The sequence below is a fragment of the Escherichia sp. E1130 genome, assembly GCF_005781065.1.
GTDB lineage: Bacteria > Pseudomonadota > Gammaproteobacteria > Enterobacterales > Enterobacteriaceae > Escherichia.
The window spans coordinates 385157-400466 of the sequence record NZ_VATL01000004.1 but is presented as its reverse complement, the minus strand read 5'-3'; the positions used below and the strand labels follow the sequence as shown (position 1 = coordinate 400466).

Sequence of the window (15310 nt, the reverse complement as noted above, 5' to 3'; positions counted from 1 at the left end):
TTATGGCATTAATCGGAGTGTATGCGGATTGGGAAGGCCTGGATGGTCCTGCGCGTATTGGTTATTTGCACAGTCGTCGCACCCGGGCGCGTGAGATATTTGAGTTTGAGTACGATAAAAAGGCGCTTGCAGATCCTGCACTTAATTTTATTCAGTTAGATCCTGAAATAATGTTGTATGAGGGAGCACAGTACCCAATTCCTCCTAAGGATAAATTTGGTGCATTTAGTGATTCCTGCCCGGATCGTTGGGGACGCATGCTAATGAAGCGGCGTTTTGAGAGGGATATCCGAGACGGATTATTTGATAAAGACTCCCACCTTTATGAGTCTGATTATTTATTAGGTGTACATGATCTTTATCGGGTTGGGGCTCTTCGATATAAACTTGAAGACACTGGAGAGTTTCTTGATAACCGCATTGATGTTGCAGCCCCACCATTTACCGAAATAGCGAGTCTGGAAAGGGCTAGCCGGGCAATTGAAGAAGATCCTGATAATAGAGAACTCATGGGGCAAAAATGGTTAAGAATGCTAATCGCTCCGGGGGGATCATTAGGAGGGGCACGTCCGAAAGCCAGTGTTGTTGATGAAGCAGGACATCTCTACATCGCTAAATTTCCCAGTGCAAAAGATGAGTATGATGTTGGTGGATGGGAAATGGTCGTTAATGCACTTGATTTGGAATTAGCTCGAGAAGTTGCGGAGTATTTTCGACTTGGTTTGACAGAAGCAGATGACATTATTGCTAATTTTAGAGGAATTGTCAGTCAGTGGCGAACCATTGCCGAGCGTCTTAGATTACCTGGTCGTGAACAAGAGTTAATGGCAGAGGCGTTCAGGGCGTCAATTTAGAATAGTTATTTCGATATATTCGATGAGGGCCGCAATAAGCAGCCCTATTAAGATAATTACTTCGTCGCCTGAATGTCGGCCAGCATTGGGGCAAGGGCAGGGTTATCCTTAGCGAAGTTTGCGTACATTGGCTGTACTTTCTCGATAAACGGAGCTTTATCAACCTGGTAGACTTTCACGCCCATTTTATCCAGTTTCGCAAATTCTTGTTTCTCTTCTTCGCTCCACAAGTCTTTCATGTAGCTCATTGATTCTTTAGATGCTTTTAATATAGCAGCCTGATTTTCCGGGCTAAGTTTATCAAACGCAGCATTGCTCATCAGAACCACATCGGGAACCATAGTGTGTTCGTCAAGGCTGAAGGATTTTGCCACTTCACCGTGACGCATGGTGGTCAGCGCCATCACACTGTTTTCCGCCATATCGACGACGCCCTGCTGTAAGGCTGTATACAGCTCGCCGTAATCCAGTGGCGTCGGGTTACCGCCCATGACTTTGATCATTTCAACTGCGCCAGGACTTGGCTGGACACGGACTTTCATGCCTTTCAGATCCTCTGGTTTCAGTACCGGTTTATTGCCGTAGAAGCTGCGGGCGCCTCCATCATAAAAAGTCAGCCCGAAATAACCTTTGCTTTTCGTTGAGTCGAGGATTTTTCTCCCGATATCGCCCTGCATCACCTGATAATAATGATCACGATCGCGGAACAAATAAGGCAGGCTAAATAATTTATAAGAATTTTCAAATGCTTCCATTTCTGCCGCATTGGTTTTTACCAGCGGAATAGCGCCAGAACGAATCAGCTCCATTGTTTCTCGTTGAGTACCCAATGTTCCATTTGGATAAATACGAATAGTAATATCACCGTTAGAGTACTCTTTGCTCTTTTTCGCAAAGAACTCCATCGCTTTATGAACAGGATGAGACTTATCCTGATTATGACTCAGTTTTAATGTCACTGCCCAGGACTGGCTTGCGGATAACATAAGAACAGCACCGATAATGCCAGCGGATACTTTTATTTTCATAGATGTTCCTTTTCTAATAAATATGGCGGCAGGTGCCGCCAGTGAATGCATATCAGTAGCCCAGTGCTCTTGGCAATGCCATACTGATTTGCGGAATATAGGTCACCATTGCCAGCACCAATACCATCACGGCATAGAATGGCAGCATAGGTTTGATAATTTTATTAATCGGTAATTTAGATACACTACAACCGACAAATAACACACTGCCTACAGGCGGAGTACAAATACCGATACACATGTTCAGTACCATGACAATACCAAAGTGAATCGGGTCCATGCCCAGTTCGGTGACAACCGGTAAAAATATCGGCGTAAAAATCAGTACCGCTGGCGTCATATCCATAAATGTGCCAATGATCAACAAGATAATATTGATAATAAGCAGGATTACTATTGGATTATCAGAAATGGTATTGAGCAAATCGAGGATCAGGAAGGGGACGTCAGCGTTGGACATAGCCCATGACATGCCCATTGAAGAACCGATCAATAACAAAACAATTGCGGTGGTAATGACGGATTCCAGAAATATTTTAGGCAAATCTTTAACTGAGATTTCACGATAAAGAACCAGCGCAAGGAAAAGGGTATAAATTACCGCAATTGCCGAAGCCTCTGTCGGGGTAAAAACACCGCTTAGTACACCGCCCATAATTAACACAATCAGGAAAATACTGGGGATCGCCATCCATATAGCCACTCCAGCCTGGCGTAAAGTTGGGCGTTCTGGTTTGGGGTATCCGCGACGTACCGCGATAATACCGGCGACGACCATCAGCGCCAGGCCCAGTAAAATTCCCGGAACATACCCTGCCAGGAACAGTGCAGCAATAGACGTACCGCCGCTGACCAGTGAATAGACGATCAACGTATTGCTTGGTGGAATAAGTAAACCAGTAGGAGCAGAAGCAACGTTAACCGCAGTGCTGAATGCCGGGTCGTAGCCTTCTTTAACCTGTTGCGGATGCATGACACCGCCCATCGCCGCCGCCGAAGCAACGGCTGAACCAGAAATTGCCCCGAACAGCATATTGGCAAGAATATTACAGTGAGCAAGTGAGCCTGGCAGACGACCGCCAAGAATTCGCGCAAAGTTAATTAGCCTTCGTGCTATTCCTCCATGATTCATAATGTTGCCAGACAAGATAAAAAATGGGATTGCCAACAACGTAAAACTATCTAACCCGGAGGCTAACTTTTGGGAAACCACACTCAATGCTGAGTTGAAATCGAGTTGTGTGGAAATTGATGCCAGTGTCGATAAACCAATGGCATAAACAATAGGTACACCTAATGCCAACATAAAAAAGAAGGCACCAAATAACACAATAATCGGTAACCAGTAATCCATAATTTCTCCATTCCTACTATGGTTGGTTGTTGTTTATTATCTTTAGCGTGGTTGTTTAAGTTCTGTTAAAACCATATCTATGGTGTATATAATAATAAGTACACCACTAATCGGGATGCTCATATAGATATATCCCATCTGCCAACCTAAAGCGGGTGAGGTTTGACCTGAATCGAATGTGTCCATAGTTAATAGCCCACCACCATATACCATAATGATGGTGGCGAAGATAATAACGATAGTCTGAATACACAAAAATAAATGACGCCGTGCTTTTCCTTTCAGCATCATAGGAAGCAGGTCAATCGCCAGGTGCCGGTTCTGCCCCGCGGTATAGGCACCACCAAAAAGGCCAAGACAAATAAAAAGCAAACGACTGAGCTCATCCGTAAATATACTGGGGCTTTTAAATATAAATCGTGCTACCACCTGCCATGTCACACATGCCACAATGATCGCCAAAATGGTAATATTCAATGTTGCAAGCAGAGCATTAATAGATCTAATTATATTTCGCATAGTGATTAACCTTTGCAATATCATTCATCCTGTGGCTGGTAAATTGTCCCATTAAGAAAACCAGGCCAGTTTTTTTCAAACCAAATGCCGCGGATAATGGGAAACTCACGAACAGGTGCTTTTCTGACGTGAAAGATACCATTGCAATAATGAATAAGTAGCTTATCTTTTTTATCCTCAGTACGCTCTGAACGAAAGCGCCAAGCATCACAAAAACCATTTCGTGTTTGCGGAATAGAATTTCCATCTCCGTCGAGAATAATACGAGCCCCACGGCTACCACCATCGGCATCAATATAATGCGTCAACTGTGTCAATACGGCAGCAGAGGTCAGCGCCATATGCCGCCACATAAACAGCTCGGCAACTTCGCCCACATGTTTGATAGCCAATCCATGCTGTTGGACAAATTCGTTCAATAGCAGGGCATCACGAGTGGCACGTCGGACTTTATCGGCATGGCAAATAAACCCCGCATGATCAGACATTCGTGCCTGAATTTTTTCCTTAACCAATGACAATGGCATCCCGGTCCCGTTATCGTGCGCCTGAGTAATGATCTCTCTTATGGACGCCAGGGCCGGAGCGGTCAGTTGTGCAATATCCCCATCAACAGACTGCTTCTGCGTGCAACCAATAAAACGCGCCAGGCGCACTGCAAAAACCTGTCCAGCATTCAGTGCCGCGCCGCCAGGCCGGGTAACGCCGTGAGTTCCGGCAACTTCTCCCACCGCGAAGCAACCAGGCAGGGAGGTTTGCCCCCAGATATCCACTTCTATACCGCCATTCATATGTTGATTGTTCATGGCGAACTGCAGAGGCTGCGCGGTGAGATCGTAGCCGTGCATCTTGTACAGCGAGATAGACAGCGGATTCATTCGTTGCAGGCGTTCGATGGGCGATTGCGCCAGGGCGCCGTTGTTTTCAAGATATGCGCGAACGTCGTCGTCCAATCGATCCAATGAGAACGGCAAATCACCAGGCACCGCTTCAGGATTGCGATTGAAATCCATAAATACCTGGCGACCTGATTGCTGCTCTTGCGCCACCGCCATATCTAACAAGCTGGAGCCAAAATCCATTACCCGCGTGGCGTGAAACGGCCACTGATAACCTTTACGGAAGATGTTTGAAGCCAGTTCCTGGGTGGTGCGATAGTAATCTGCAAGGAAGTTATACTCGTTGCCCTCAGCATCCACAGAATAGATATACGGGATCACCTGCACATAGGTGCCGGATAAATTCCACGGAAACGTGCTGCGTGGCGTGCCTATACCAAACTGGCTTTCTGTCAGATTGGTTAGCGTCAGACCTTCTTCCAGGGCCAGTCCCAGCGAGCCGAAGCATTTATGTGGATAAACACTGTCGCGATAAAGCTCGCCCGGTCCGCCCGTTGCCAGTACCACATTGGGCGTAGTCACAATGGCCAGCCCCCAGGGGTTATGAGCGCGGGAACCGGTTGCGAGAATAGCCCCCGCAACGCGATCTTCGCCATTCTCTCCGCACTGATGCAGGAGCTTAATCACCGTTGCACTGGTCAACATTGGGATGGCGAGGCGCTGCACTTCCTCCAGCAATACTTTTACCATCAGGCGAGATGTCCGCGGTCCACAGGAGGTTGCGCGTCCGGCTTCGTCATGGTCGGTTTGATAACGGAGAATTGCGCCATAGCGATCTTCCGGTAATTCCAGACCAAGATATTGCAGACCGCCGAGGGTATGCAGAGAACCGACCGCCTCGACATAAGCGGTGTCGTGATCCATTGCGCCACCGCTCGCCAGTGCCTCGGCCAGTTTGGCAAAATTGTCTCCGTTGCCCGCAGTAGCGGCGGTAAACAGTGTTTGTTTATCAGAACCGGAACACGCTGACGTTCCCATGTATAACCCGGCGGTCGCGATCAGTACATTTTGCAGGCGACGTTTCAGCTCAACCGCCGCACGTAATCCTGCTGCGCCGCTACCAACGACCAGCGCATCAACTTGCCAGATCGGGTAATCAATATCCTCAACGGTGACAATTGACGTTGGTTCTGCTGACACAAACCCCTTTGGAAAAGTGACGTGCGTCAGCGAATCGAGGATGGCGTCATCAAGCTGGCTCATGCATCCTCCATTGGCGTAAACAGGCTGCTTTCCATCAGACGTGGTTGCCTGATAATCGGGCGGAAGGCCATAAACGGCAGAATGTCGCGCTCAATCTCCACACCCGGCGCGATCTCAATTAATTCAACGCCTTCTGCCGTTAACTGGAATACCGCGCGTTCAGTGATATACAACACTTCTTGACCACTTTGCTGTGCGTAGGCGGCGCTAAAGGTAATTTTTTCCACCTGAGTAACCAGTTTGGGGATCTGACCTGACTGAGCTATATGCAGGCCATCTGGCGTTACATCGATTTTGCTGCCTTTGGCGTCAAACGTGCCGCAGAACACCACTTTTCGGGCGTTTTGTGCAATTTCGAGGAAGCCGCCGGGGCCGATCAGATTGCCGTTGAGATGCGAAACGTTGACGTTGCCGTGCTGATCCATCTCGCCCATGCCGAGGAAAGTGATATCGATACCGCCGCCGCTGTAGAATTCGAATTGATCCAGCGAAGGGATAATGGCGTCGGCGTTACGGGCACAGCCAAAAAACGCGTCATCCAGCATCATGCCGTTATGTACGCCTTGCTCAACACTTAGCCACAAACTTTGATAAGGCACGCCTTCACGCAGCGCAACGCCAGGAATACCGCCCGGAATACCAAAGCCAAAGTTGGTTGAAGCACCAGCTACCAGTTCACGTGCTGCCCGACGGGCAATCAGACGACGTACCGGATGACTAACCAGTTCAATAGCGTCGTTAGAACTCAGACGGCGATGTTGACCACTAATTGTCAGGTCGTAACCACCAAGATAGGTTTGCGGTTGTTCGCGGTGTTCAACGATGCCATCGACCAGAATCCCCGGAAGCTTGACTCTACGTGGTTCAAGCGCGCCTGCTTCCAGTACATCGCGCACCTGTACGAACACTTTGCCGCCGCTGTTGTGTGCTGCCAGCGCCATCGAATAGCTATCCATATCAATCGCTTCTTCTTCGAGGCTGACGTTGCCACGCGGATCGGCATAAGTGCCGCGCAAAATGGCATAGTCCACTTTGAAAGGGCGATAGCGGAGTTTGGTTTCACCATCAATTTCAATCAGTTCTACCAGATCATCGGTGGTGCAAGCGTTTGACTTCCCGCCGCCATTACGCGGATCAACAAACGATCCCAACCCTACGTGGGTAAAAAGTCCCGGACGTCCGGCGCCGATCTCCCGCAGCAGAGCCTGAATTACGCCGCCCGGGAAGCAGTAGGCTTCAATGGCATTGTTTTTCACCAGTTCCTGCATTTTGGGCGACCAGGTAAAGTGTCCGGCAATTATGCGTTTGAGCATTTCGGCATGAGCGAAGCGATTGGTACCTTTGCTGTCGCGATCGCCAATACCCAGCGAGTGGATTAATGTCAGATCGCGCGGGTGTCCGGTTTGCAGGAAACGAGCTTCAATGGCTGCCAGAATATGGTCAGCTTCCACCATGCCGCCGCCGTTACCGCTAATGGCAATGGTTGCGCCGTCCTGAATTTGCGCCGCCAGTGCCTCGGCGGTTGATATCTTACGCATACAATTTCCTTATTGATTGTGGAAGCTCACGCTACTTTTTTCGGCAAACGCGCGCGTCGCCTGCTGGCAATCCTGAGTGGCGGACATTAACCCTGCCAGTAACTGGTGCGAGTAATCGGCGTGTTTATTTTCCAGCGCCAGAATCAGTTGCTTAATATGCGCCAGTGCCACCGGACCACATTTTTCCAGCTGCGCTAACTGATTCGCCATCCAGCTTTCTACCTGTTCTTTTTCCACCACTTCATCAATTAAATTCGCCGCCTGGGCTTCATGTGCCGTCAGACGTTTCCCCAGCATCAGCATCTGGCGACCGACCACCGGACCGACCTGATTAAGCACGCGTTCAATGCCCATCCAGCCAGGCACCATACCGAGCATCACTTCCGGGTTAGAGAATTTCGCGCTGGGGCGAGCAATACGAATATCGCAGCACAAAGCAAGTTCAATCCCACCGCCAATGGTATGACCGTTGAGATTCGCAACGGTTAATTGGGGTAAATTGCGCAGGCGATTAAAAACCTCATTACCGCGTTTAATCCATTTTCTGCCCATATCTAATGGCGAATAGGCTGACCACGATTTAATATCGCCGCCTGCACAAAAGAATTTATCGCCGGTAGCAGTTAATTCGACTAATCGTAATGTGGTGTCGTTTTCAATTTCATTTAAATAATGATCGAGAGATTCGATCATTTCTTCATTAATAGCATGACATTTATCTTCACGGTTCAATGTCAGGCGGCAGGTAGCCGCCGCTCTGCTGAACAGAACGGGTTGGTCACTCATGTTCATTCCTTAACAATAATGCGCGATGCGATCGACGCTAATATCCAGCGTGCTGTTAATATCTTTCTGCCACCAGTACGGCGAGAATATTTCCAGTTCAATAGCGCCATTAAATCCGGCGTTTTCAACCAGCCGACGGATTGACGGAATATTGATGACGCCATCTCCCGGCATTCCCCGATCATTGACCAGATCGGTGGTTGGTACTAACCAGTCGGAAACATGAAACGCGAGAATGCGTTTTCCGGCACGCAGGATTTGGCTGGCGAGCTCCGGATCCCACCAAACGTGGTAGACATCTACCGCGACGCCGAGGCCAAATTCGCCATCGGGATCGAGTTCATCACACCAGTCCAGCGCCTGGCGTAACGTGCACAAACAGGAACGATCGGCTGCGGTCATCGGGTGCAGCGGTTCCAGCGCAATCGGCACGCCGACCTCTTTCGAATGCGGTAGTAACTGGCGAATCCCTTGTTTCACCTGTTCCCGCGCCTCATACAGATCTTTTGTACCCGTTGGCAGTCCACCAACCACCTGCATATAACAGGCGGCGTTAAGCACGGCGGCGTCGTCCAGCGCCCGGCGGTTATCATCAATCGCTAGTTTGCGTTCCGCCAGCGTCGGTGCGGTGTAGTAAGTGCTACGGCACAAACCGGAGACGCTCATGTTACTGGCGGCGAGTTGGCGGGCGATCTGCTGGAGATCTTCGCCCTGCAATTCTCTGCGCCAGGGGGCTATTGCGCCAATACCGCGCGCGGCGCAAGCGTCAATAATGGCGGGCAGCGGCGTTTTATAACCCAGCGTCGCGGTATTAATGCTGAATAAATCAGGGCGTTGTAACAGATCTCTCATGATTCAGCCTCAGAAGCGCGGCATACTTAAGCCGCCGTCGATGGCGACCGCCTGACCACAGGTGTAAATCAGTTTGCCTTCCGCCATCGCGCGGACAGTGGAGGCGATATCAGCCGGATAACCCCAACGTCCCCACGGCACCAGACCTTTGGCAATCAATTCGTCGTAATAGGCGGTTGCCGGAATGGTCATATCGGTTTTTATTAGGCCAGGGCGCACTTCATAGACGCCAATTTGTTCGTTACAAAGGCGAGCGGCAAACAGACGAGCAGCGGCAGAAACGGCGGTTTTGGCAATGGTGTATTCGCCGCGATTCATCGCCAGCATGATGGCGTTTATGGAACTGACAAAAATAATCGAACGGTGCGGCAGCTCCGCTTCCGGCTTCGGCTGTGCGAGCAGACGTTTACTGAATGCCTGAGCGAGGAAGAACGGTGCGCGGGTATTGATGGCAATGTTTTGGTCGAAACTGTCTGGTTCGAGATCGAGGAGGTCACCGCGCTTTTTCACTGAAATCCCTGCGTTGTTGAGCAGACAGTCCAGACGCCCCCACTGGTTTTGCGCCGCGTCGAGCATCTCTTCATGTAGGGAGAGATCGCCGACATCGGCAGGGAAGCAAATGACTTCCACGCCTTCTGCCATACATTCTTGTTGTGTGATATGCAGTTTTTCTACGCTGTCGGCATCAGGGCGATCGTTAATCAGCAGGTTAAACCCGCCACGAGCAAGTTCCAGCGCACAACCCTTTCCAATACCACGTGCAGCGCCAGTGATGACAGCAACAGGACGAGTGGATTTCATAGGTTAATCCTCTTTTTTTGAATATTGTTTCCTTAAGTGATGGTTAGCTTGCAACTAGTTAGCAAAAAGATCAACCATCTGGTTGGTTGATCTGCGATAATGATCACAGGACATTTGATAACTCGATGAAAGACAATGTTTTGCCTTTTTGCTGTCGCTGAGATCAAATACGGTTATGATAGCCATCACGAAGAAGACGTGGGGAAGCGGAATGTATCTTGATACCAGTCACGCGCAAAACCTGAAGGAAAAATTGTTGTTATGCGCAGTCAATGAATTTGCCGAATATGGCTACGAAGGGGCCAGAGTCGATAATATTGTGAAGGCCGCAGGGTGCAGTAAACAGACGGTTTATCACCACTTCGGGAACAAAGAAAATTTATTTATTGAAGTTCTGGAATATACCTGGAATGATATTCGGCAAAAAGAAAGATCCCTTGATGTTTCTGGCCTTCCGCCACAAAAAGCCATAGAGGAAATTATCGATTTCACCTGGGATTATTATATATCTAATCCCTGGTTTCTAAAGATCGTGCATAGCGAAAACCAAAGTAAAGGTGTGCATTATGCGAAATCACAGCGCCTCCAGGATATTAACCACGCGCACTTGCAGTTAATGGAGACATTATTGGCTGAAGGGAAGAAACGTAATATTTTTAAGCCAGATATCGACCCGCTGCAGGTGAATATTAATATTGCTGCACTCGGGGGATATTATTTGATAAACCAGCATACACTTGGCCTGGTTTATCACATCAGTATGGTTTCACCGCAGGCGCTGGAAGCCAGACGTAAGGTCATCAAAGAAACTGTCCTTAGCTGGCTTCTGATTGACCCTTCAGCTATCGAGCGCGAATAAAACTGCCATCCGGCTGGCGGGTAAACAAGACTTGTTGATTATTCCCCGTATCAATGGTTAAGCCCGTCACCACGCCGCTGGCGTTCTGGCGGATTTTCACTATCTGCCCGTTTTGCAAATTACTTAATGGTTTGCCCGCGCCTTCTACCTGTGCCATTGCGTATACATCGGTAGGAGGCAGACCGTGGTCGCGGAACAGTTGTGCCATCGTTTTACCGGCTTCAACACGATAAGAGCGCCATTGATTGTCAATGCCGCTATCTGGCTGGAAAGGTTGCGTTTGCGTAGCTTGCGGCTGCTCTTCCGGTTGACCTTCCTGTATTGGTTCTGGAGCGACCGGGGCAACTTGATCCGGATCGTTTTGCGGCGTAACTAGCTGCGCCCGAAGTTGTTCTTCTGTCGGCGGCTGAGATTGCGACTGAATATCCAGCTGCGCTTCACGCGTCACGACGGGGGAGTCGGGCGCATCCTCAGACGGAAGCAGAAAACCGACCACCAAAATAATGGCGGCAATAATAATCCCCCGACGATGCATCGGTGGTAGCGGATCCATGAAGCGAAAGTTGTCCGGCGCGTGCCAGACCTTCTCCAGGGTTGGTTTTAGTTCAAAGCGCCCGGGCATGGTTTCCTCCTGCTCCGCGTCTTGTTCCTCAATCATAGCCTATGAATAAGCTAACGCTATGATGTCCGTGGTAAACCCGCCTCTATTATATTCATACGGGATATTGCTATTGTTTCTTTTTCCCCGGGATTTGTCATCACTCTCGCGACAAAGTTTTACCCAAGGAAGTGTGGCTGATATGCTGCCCGTTACTTTATACCCTGAGGAAGGAAATACGATGACCACCCCAACTTTTGACACCATCGAAGCGCAAGCAAGCTACGGCATTGGTTTGCAGGTAGGGCAACAACTGAGTGAATCTGGTCTGGAAGGGCTGCTGCCAGAAGCGCTGGTTGCAGGTATTGCCGACGCGCTGGAAGGCAAACATCCGGCTGTTCCGGTTGATGTGGTGCACCGCGCGCTGCGTGAAATCCATGAACGTGCCGATGCTGTTCGTCGTCAGCGTTTCCAGTCGATGGCTGCTGAAGGTGTGAAATATCTTGAAGAAAACGCTAAAAAAGAAGGCGTGAACAGCACTGAATCCGGCCTGCAATTCCGCGTGATCAACCAGGGCGAAGGCGCAATTCCTGCCCGTACCGACCGCGTCCGCGTTCATTACACCGGTAAATTGATCGACGGCACTGTATTTGACAGCTCTGTTGCCCGTGGCGAACCGGCTGAATTCCCGGTGAACGGCGTGATCCCTGGCTGGATTGAAGCACTGACTCTGATGCCAGTAGGTTCTAAGTGGGAACTGACGATCCCGCAGGAACTGGCCTATGGCGAGCGTGGCGCTGGCGCGTCCATCCCTCCGTTCAGCACCCTGGTGTTTGAAGTCGAGCTGCTGGAAATCCTCTAAACAGCGTATTCTGTTCCCCTCGAGCCAGAGGGGAGCAGGCATTTAGCAATAAACCCTTCAGTTTGCCAATAGGCGATATTTTGTGTTGCAAACACTCCGTAAGCGTGTATTTTTGTGAGCTGTTTCGCGTTATCACCGTGATATGACACTCATTTTAAACATAAAATTAACATTAGATCTAAATCTTAGTATTCATCCCACGTATTGTTTCCTAATATCGATGAGTCCCGATACAGATTCGTCGTATCATAGACTGACTAAAGGCCGCAGAGCCTGAACAACACAGACAGGAAGAAAAAACATGGTAGATCAGGTAAAAGTCGTTGCCGATGATCAGGCTCCGGCTGAACAGTCGCTACGGCGCAATCTCACAAACCGGCATATTCAGCTTATTGCCATTGGCGGCGCCATTGGTACGGGGTTGTTTATGGGATCCGGTAAAACAATCAGTCTTGCCGGGCCGTCGATCATTTTCGTTTATATGATCATCGGTTTTATGCTCTTTTTCGTGATGCGGGCAATGGGGGAATTGCTGCTTTCGAATCTGGAATACAAATCTTTTAGTGACTTCGCTTCCGATTTATTAGGGCCGTGGGCAGGATATTTCACTGGCTGGACTTATTGGTTCTGCTGGGTGGTTACCGGTATGGCGGACGTGGTTGCCATCACGGCTTATGCGCAGTTCTGGTTTCCGGGGCTATCTGACTGGGTCGCCTCGCTGGCGGTTATTGTGCTGTTGCTGACCCTGAACCTCGCCACCGTGAAAATGTTCGGTGAGATGGAGTTCTGGTTTGCGATGATCAAAATCGTCGCCATCGTGTCGTTGATTATCGTCGGCCTGGTCATGGTGATGATGCACTTCCAGTCTCCGACCGGTGTGGAAGCGTCATTTGCGCATTTGTGGAATGACGGCGGCTGGTTCCCGAAAGGCTTAAGCGGCTTCTTTGCCGGATTCCAGATAGCGGTTTTCGCTTTCGTGGGGATTGAGCTGGTAGGTACTACTGCTGCGGAAACCAAAGATCCAGAGAAATCACTGCCGCGCGCAATTAACTCTATTCCGATCCGCATCATTATGTTCTACGTCTTCGCGCTGATTGTGATTATGTCCGTGACGCCGTGGAGTTCGGTAGTCCCGGATAAAAGCCCGTTTGTTGAACTGTTCGTGTTGGTGGGGCTGCCTGCTGCTGCCAGCGTGATCAACTTTGTGGTGCTGACGTCTGCGGCTTCTTCCGCTAACAGTGGTGTCTTCTCTACTAGTCGCATGCTGTTTGGTCTGGCGCAGGAAGGTGTGGCGCCGAAAGCGTTCGCTAAACTCTCTAAACGCGCCGTACCAGCGAAAGGGCTGACCTTCTCTTGTATCTGTCTGCTCGGCGGTGTGGTGATGTTGTACGTGAATCCAAGCGTGATTGGCGCGTTCACGATGATCACGACGGTTTCCGCGATTCTGTTTATGTTTGTCTGGACGATTATCCTTTGCTCATACCTTGTGTATCGCAAACAGCGTCCGCACCTGCATGAGAAGTCAATCTACAAGATGCCGCTCGGCAAGCTGATGTGCTGGGTATGTATGGCGTTCTTTGTGTTCGTCATCGTGCTGCTGACGCTGGAAGATGACACCCGCCAGGCGCTGCTGGTTACCCCACTGTGGTTTATCGCGCTGGGGCTGGGCTGGCTGTTTATTGGTAAAAAACGCATGGCGAAGTAATGCCGCTAAGGCACCTGCGGGTGTCTTTCAGGCTGCAAAATTGCCTGATGTGCTGCGCTTATCAGGCCTACAGAACCTCTGCAATATATTGAATTTGCGTGCTTTTGTAGGCCGGATAAGGCGTTTACGCCGCATCCGGCATGAACAAAGCACACTTTGTCAGCAATCTCCTTTGTCTTTATACATTCCTAAAAATACTTCCTGTCATCGACAGCTCTCAGGCGCGGGCTTACCGTGGATCTTTGCCACTCATTGCAGAGTTCACTATGGCTAAGCACAGTTGGTTATTAATCGCCGCATTACCTCTCTCCATTTCACCTTCCTGGGGCGCAGATTTTTATTACCGCCAGCAGGAGAAAAGCACGGTTTATGTCGCCGAACAGAAGGGAGAAAAAGATGAGATCCTCTCCGAACTGCCGGACGTTAATTTTTCCCGCCTCTGGCGCATTGCCAATTTAGCCAATAAACAAGAAACCCGTTTACTGTCCGATTTTAATCCCGATAAGTTCGATTGCGATGATGAGGGGGATTGCCAGCATACCTGGCTCACCGATGGACGCTCTGTTCTTTGGTCTGGCAAAGTCCTGAAAAATCCACCCGGTAAACCTAAAGTCGATGCCGCCAGTTTTCAGGCATTCGGCGCTTTCGCTGCCGATAAACGCAGCGTCTATTTTGACGGCCAGCGTACCGATGATAATAGCGGTGATAAGCAGGTGGATATGTCAACGCTGGAAGAGACGGACATCTGGAATTTACTGCGTGATAAAAATAGTCTCTGGCATAAGGGGCGCTGGTTGGGAAGCGCTGACGGGTTTCAAATCGTGCGGCATGATTCATCCCTGCAATTTGTTGTGCTGACAAATTCGCAGGTGATTGTTAATGGCAAGCCGCTGCCCGCCGATCGCAAAACCTTTCAGATTAAACGTTGGATGCCTGGCGAACGGTTGGTTTATCGCGATAAAAGCGGTGAGCATGACTATGAGCTGGAGGATACCAGCTATCGCTGTGCACCTTTTAATATTGGTCTGAATAACGTGTCCTGGCTCAAACATAAAGCCACTCCAGCGGGCAGTGAGTGTATTTATGAAACGCTGGCGGGAGTTGATCCGGAATATTTTTATCTATTTGTTCGGAATACCGGTTTATATAAGAACCAAATTTATAAAGTCACAACCAACGCCCTGGGCGAAGGGGAGTTGATTAATCTCAAGCCAGAGGATCTCTCCGACTCACTTGAAGCAGGTGGTAGTTGGGGATTAACTAACACGTTTATATCAACAGACGGGCAGCTTTACACTCAACAAGCGACTGGAATTGGGAAAGAGCACGCCCAACAAGGTGAATGGCTGCGTTATAACTTAGGTAAGGGAGGTTGGTCATCGGTGAAGCAACCCCCGAGCGGTCTTAAACCCTTATTTAAATAACCTCTTCACGCTAACAGCTTCAGGATGA

General features: G+C 49.5%; 14 protein-coding genes and 1 pseudogene. 5 read left to right on the top strand and 10 right to left on the bottom strand.

Annotated elements, in window-relative coordinates:
* The first annotated feature begins 2 nt into the window (after positions 1–2).
* On the top strand, positions 3–854 hold the full coding sequence (locus FEK66_RS04655; RefSeq protein WP_135495126.1) for a hypothetical protein: 852 nt from the start codon (positions 3–5) through the stop codon (positions 852–854).
* 56 nt (positions 855–910) lie between these two features.
* On the opposite strand, the gene FEK66_RS04650 is transcribed toward FEK66_RS04655, so the two are convergent.
* The 8 genes from FEK66_RS04650 to FEK66_RS04615 are packed head-to-tail and all read right to left on the bottom strand — an operon-like array spanning position 911 to position 9834.
* Complete coding sequence (locus tag FEK66_RS04650) at positions 911–1882, bottom strand: TRAP transporter substrate-binding protein (RefSeq protein WP_135495125.1); 972 nt, start codon at positions 1880–1882, stop codon at positions 911–913.
* Positions 1883–1934: 52 nt separating this feature from the next.
* The gene (locus FEK66_RS04645) at positions 1935–3236 is read right to left on the bottom strand and encodes a TRAP transporter large permease (protein ID WP_130206017.1); all 1302 of its coding nucleotides are present in this window, start codon (positions 3234–3236) and stop codon (positions 1935–1937) included.
* Positions 3237–3278: 42 nt separating this feature from the next.
* Entirely contained in the window at positions 3279–3755 is a 477-nt protein-coding gene (locus FEK66_RS04640) for a TRAP transporter small permease (RefSeq protein WP_130259525.1), read from the bottom strand.
* 20 nt (positions 3756–3775) lie between these two features.
* Positions 3776–5857, bottom strand: a complete 2082-nt coding sequence (locus tag FEK66_RS04635; RefSeq protein ID WP_135495124.1) for an FAD-binding protein — start codon at positions 5855–5857, stop codon at positions 3776–3778.
* Complete coding sequence (locus FEK66_RS04630) at positions 5854–7395, bottom strand: CoA-transferase (RefSeq protein WP_138211417.1); 1542 nt, start codon at positions 7393–7395, stop codon at positions 5854–5856. The genes FEK66_RS04635 and FEK66_RS04630 overlap by 4 nt, the downstream gene beginning before the upstream one ends.
* Positions 7396–7404: 9 nt before the next feature.
* Positions 7405–8181, bottom strand: coding sequence for an enoyl-CoA hydratase/isomerase family protein (locus FEK66_RS04625; RefSeq protein WP_135495123.1), 777 nt, complete (start codon positions 8179–8181; stop codon positions 7405–7407).
* A 9-nt stretch (positions 8182–8190) separates the two neighbouring features.
* The gene (locus FEK66_RS04620) at positions 8191–9033 is read right to left on the bottom strand and encodes a sugar phosphate isomerase/epimerase family protein (protein ID WP_130206027.1); all 843 of its coding nucleotides are present in this window, start codon (positions 9031–9033) and stop codon (positions 8191–8193) included.
* A gap of 9 nt (positions 9034–9042) precedes the next feature.
* Entirely contained in the window at positions 9043–9834 is a 792-nt protein-coding gene (locus FEK66_RS04615) for a 3-ketoacyl-ACP reductase (RefSeq protein WP_130216695.1), read from the bottom strand.
* Between the two features lie 211 nt (positions 9835–10045).
* Between FEK66_RS04615 and FEK66_RS04610 the strand changes: the two genes are divergently transcribed.
* Complete coding sequence (locus FEK66_RS04610) at positions 10046–10693, top strand: TetR/AcrR family transcriptional regulator (RefSeq protein WP_135495122.1); 648 nt, start codon at positions 10046–10048, stop codon at positions 10691–10693.
* On the opposite strand, the gene ytfB is transcribed toward FEK66_RS04610, so the two are convergent.
* Positions 10677–11315, bottom strand: a complete 639-nt coding sequence (gene ytfB / locus FEK66_RS04605) for a cell division protein YtfB (protein WP_135495121.1) — start codon at positions 11313–11315, stop codon at positions 10677–10679. The genes FEK66_RS04610 and ytfB overlap by 17 nt on opposite strands.
* Positions 11316–11532: 217 nt before the next feature.
* On the opposite strand from ytfB, the gene fklB reads away from it, so the two are divergent.
* Both fklB and cycA read left to right on the top strand, forming a co-directional pair.
* Positions 11533–12153, top strand: a complete 621-nt coding sequence (gene fklB / locus FEK66_RS04600) for an FKBP-type peptidyl-prolyl cis-trans isomerase (protein WP_064525832.1) — start codon at positions 11533–11535, stop codon at positions 12151–12153.
* 301 nt (positions 12154–12454) lie between these two features.
* Positions 12455–13858: a D-serine/D-alanine/glycine transporter gene (gene cycA, locus FEK66_RS04595; protein WP_130206033.1), complete on the top strand. Its 1404-nt coding sequence runs from the start codon at positions 12455–12457 to the stop codon at positions 13856–13858.
* A gap of 41 nt (positions 13859–13899) precedes the next feature.
* On the opposite strand, the pseudogene FEK66_RS26175 reads toward cycA, so the two are convergent.
* A pseudogene (locus tag FEK66_RS26175) lies at positions 13900–13998 on the bottom strand (hypothetical protein); the annotation flags it as partial.
* 126 nt (positions 13999–14124) lie between these two features.
* Between FEK66_RS26175 and FEK66_RS04590 the strand changes: the two are divergent.
* Positions 14125–15282 (top strand): hypothetical protein, encoded by a 1158-nt coding sequence (locus tag FEK66_RS04590; protein ID WP_135408865.1) that lies wholly within the window; start codon positions 14125–14127, stop codon positions 15280–15282.
* The last annotated feature ends 28 nt before the right edge of the window (positions 15283–15310 follow it).

Bases quoted from the DNA above. Each gene is read 5' to 3' on its own strand.
- FEK66_RS04655 (WP_135495126.1), top strand. From the start codon at position 3: ATGGCATTAATCGGAGTGTATGCGGATTGGGAAGGCCTGGATGGTCCT.
- FEK66_RS04650 (WP_135495125.1), bottom strand. From the start codon at position 1,882: ATGAAAATAAAAGTATCCGCTGGCATTATCGGTGCTGTTCTTATGTTA.
- FEK66_RS04645 (WP_130206017.1), bottom strand. From the start codon at position 3,236: ATGGATTACTGGTTACCGATTATTGTGTTATTTGGTGCCTTCTTTTTT.
- FEK66_RS04640 (WP_130259525.1), bottom strand. From the start codon at position 3,755: ATGCGAAATATAATTAGATCTATTAATGCTCTGCTTGCAACATTGAAT.
- FEK66_RS04635 (WP_135495124.1), bottom strand. From the start codon at position 5,857: ATGAGCCAGCTTGATGACGCCATCCTCGATTCGCTGACGCACGTCACT.
- FEK66_RS04630 (WP_138211417.1), bottom strand. From the start codon at position 7,395: ATGCGTAAGATATCAACCGCCGAGGCACTGGCGGCGCAAATTCAGGAC.
- FEK66_RS04625 (WP_135495123.1), bottom strand. From the start codon at position 8,181: ATGAGTGACCAACCCGTTCTGTTCAGCAGAGCGGCGGCTACCTGCCGC.
- FEK66_RS04620 (WP_130206027.1), bottom strand. From the start codon at position 9,033: ATGAGAGATCTGTTACAACGCCCTGATTTATTCAGCATTAATACCGCG.
- FEK66_RS04615 (WP_130216695.1), bottom strand. From the start codon at position 9,834: ATGAAATCCACTCGTCCTGTTGCTGTCATCACTGGCGCTGCACGTGGT.
- FEK66_RS04610 (WP_135495122.1), top strand. From the start codon at position 10,046: ATGTATCTTGATACCAGTCACGCGCAAAACCTGAAGGAAAAATTGTTG.
- ytfB (WP_135495121.1), bottom strand. From the start codon at position 11,315: ATGCCCGGGCGCTTTGAACTAAAACCAACCCTGGAGAAGGTCTGGCAC.
- fklB (WP_064525832.1), top strand. From the start codon at position 11,533: ATGACCACCCCAACTTTTGACACCATCGAAGCGCAAGCAAGCTACGGC.
- cycA (WP_130206033.1), top strand. From the start codon at position 12,455: ATGGTAGATCAGGTAAAAGTCGTTGCCGATGATCAGGCTCCGGCTGAA.
- FEK66_RS04590 (WP_135408865.1), top strand. From the start codon at position 14,125: ATGGCTAAGCACAGTTGGTTATTAATCGCCGCATTACCTCTCTCCATT.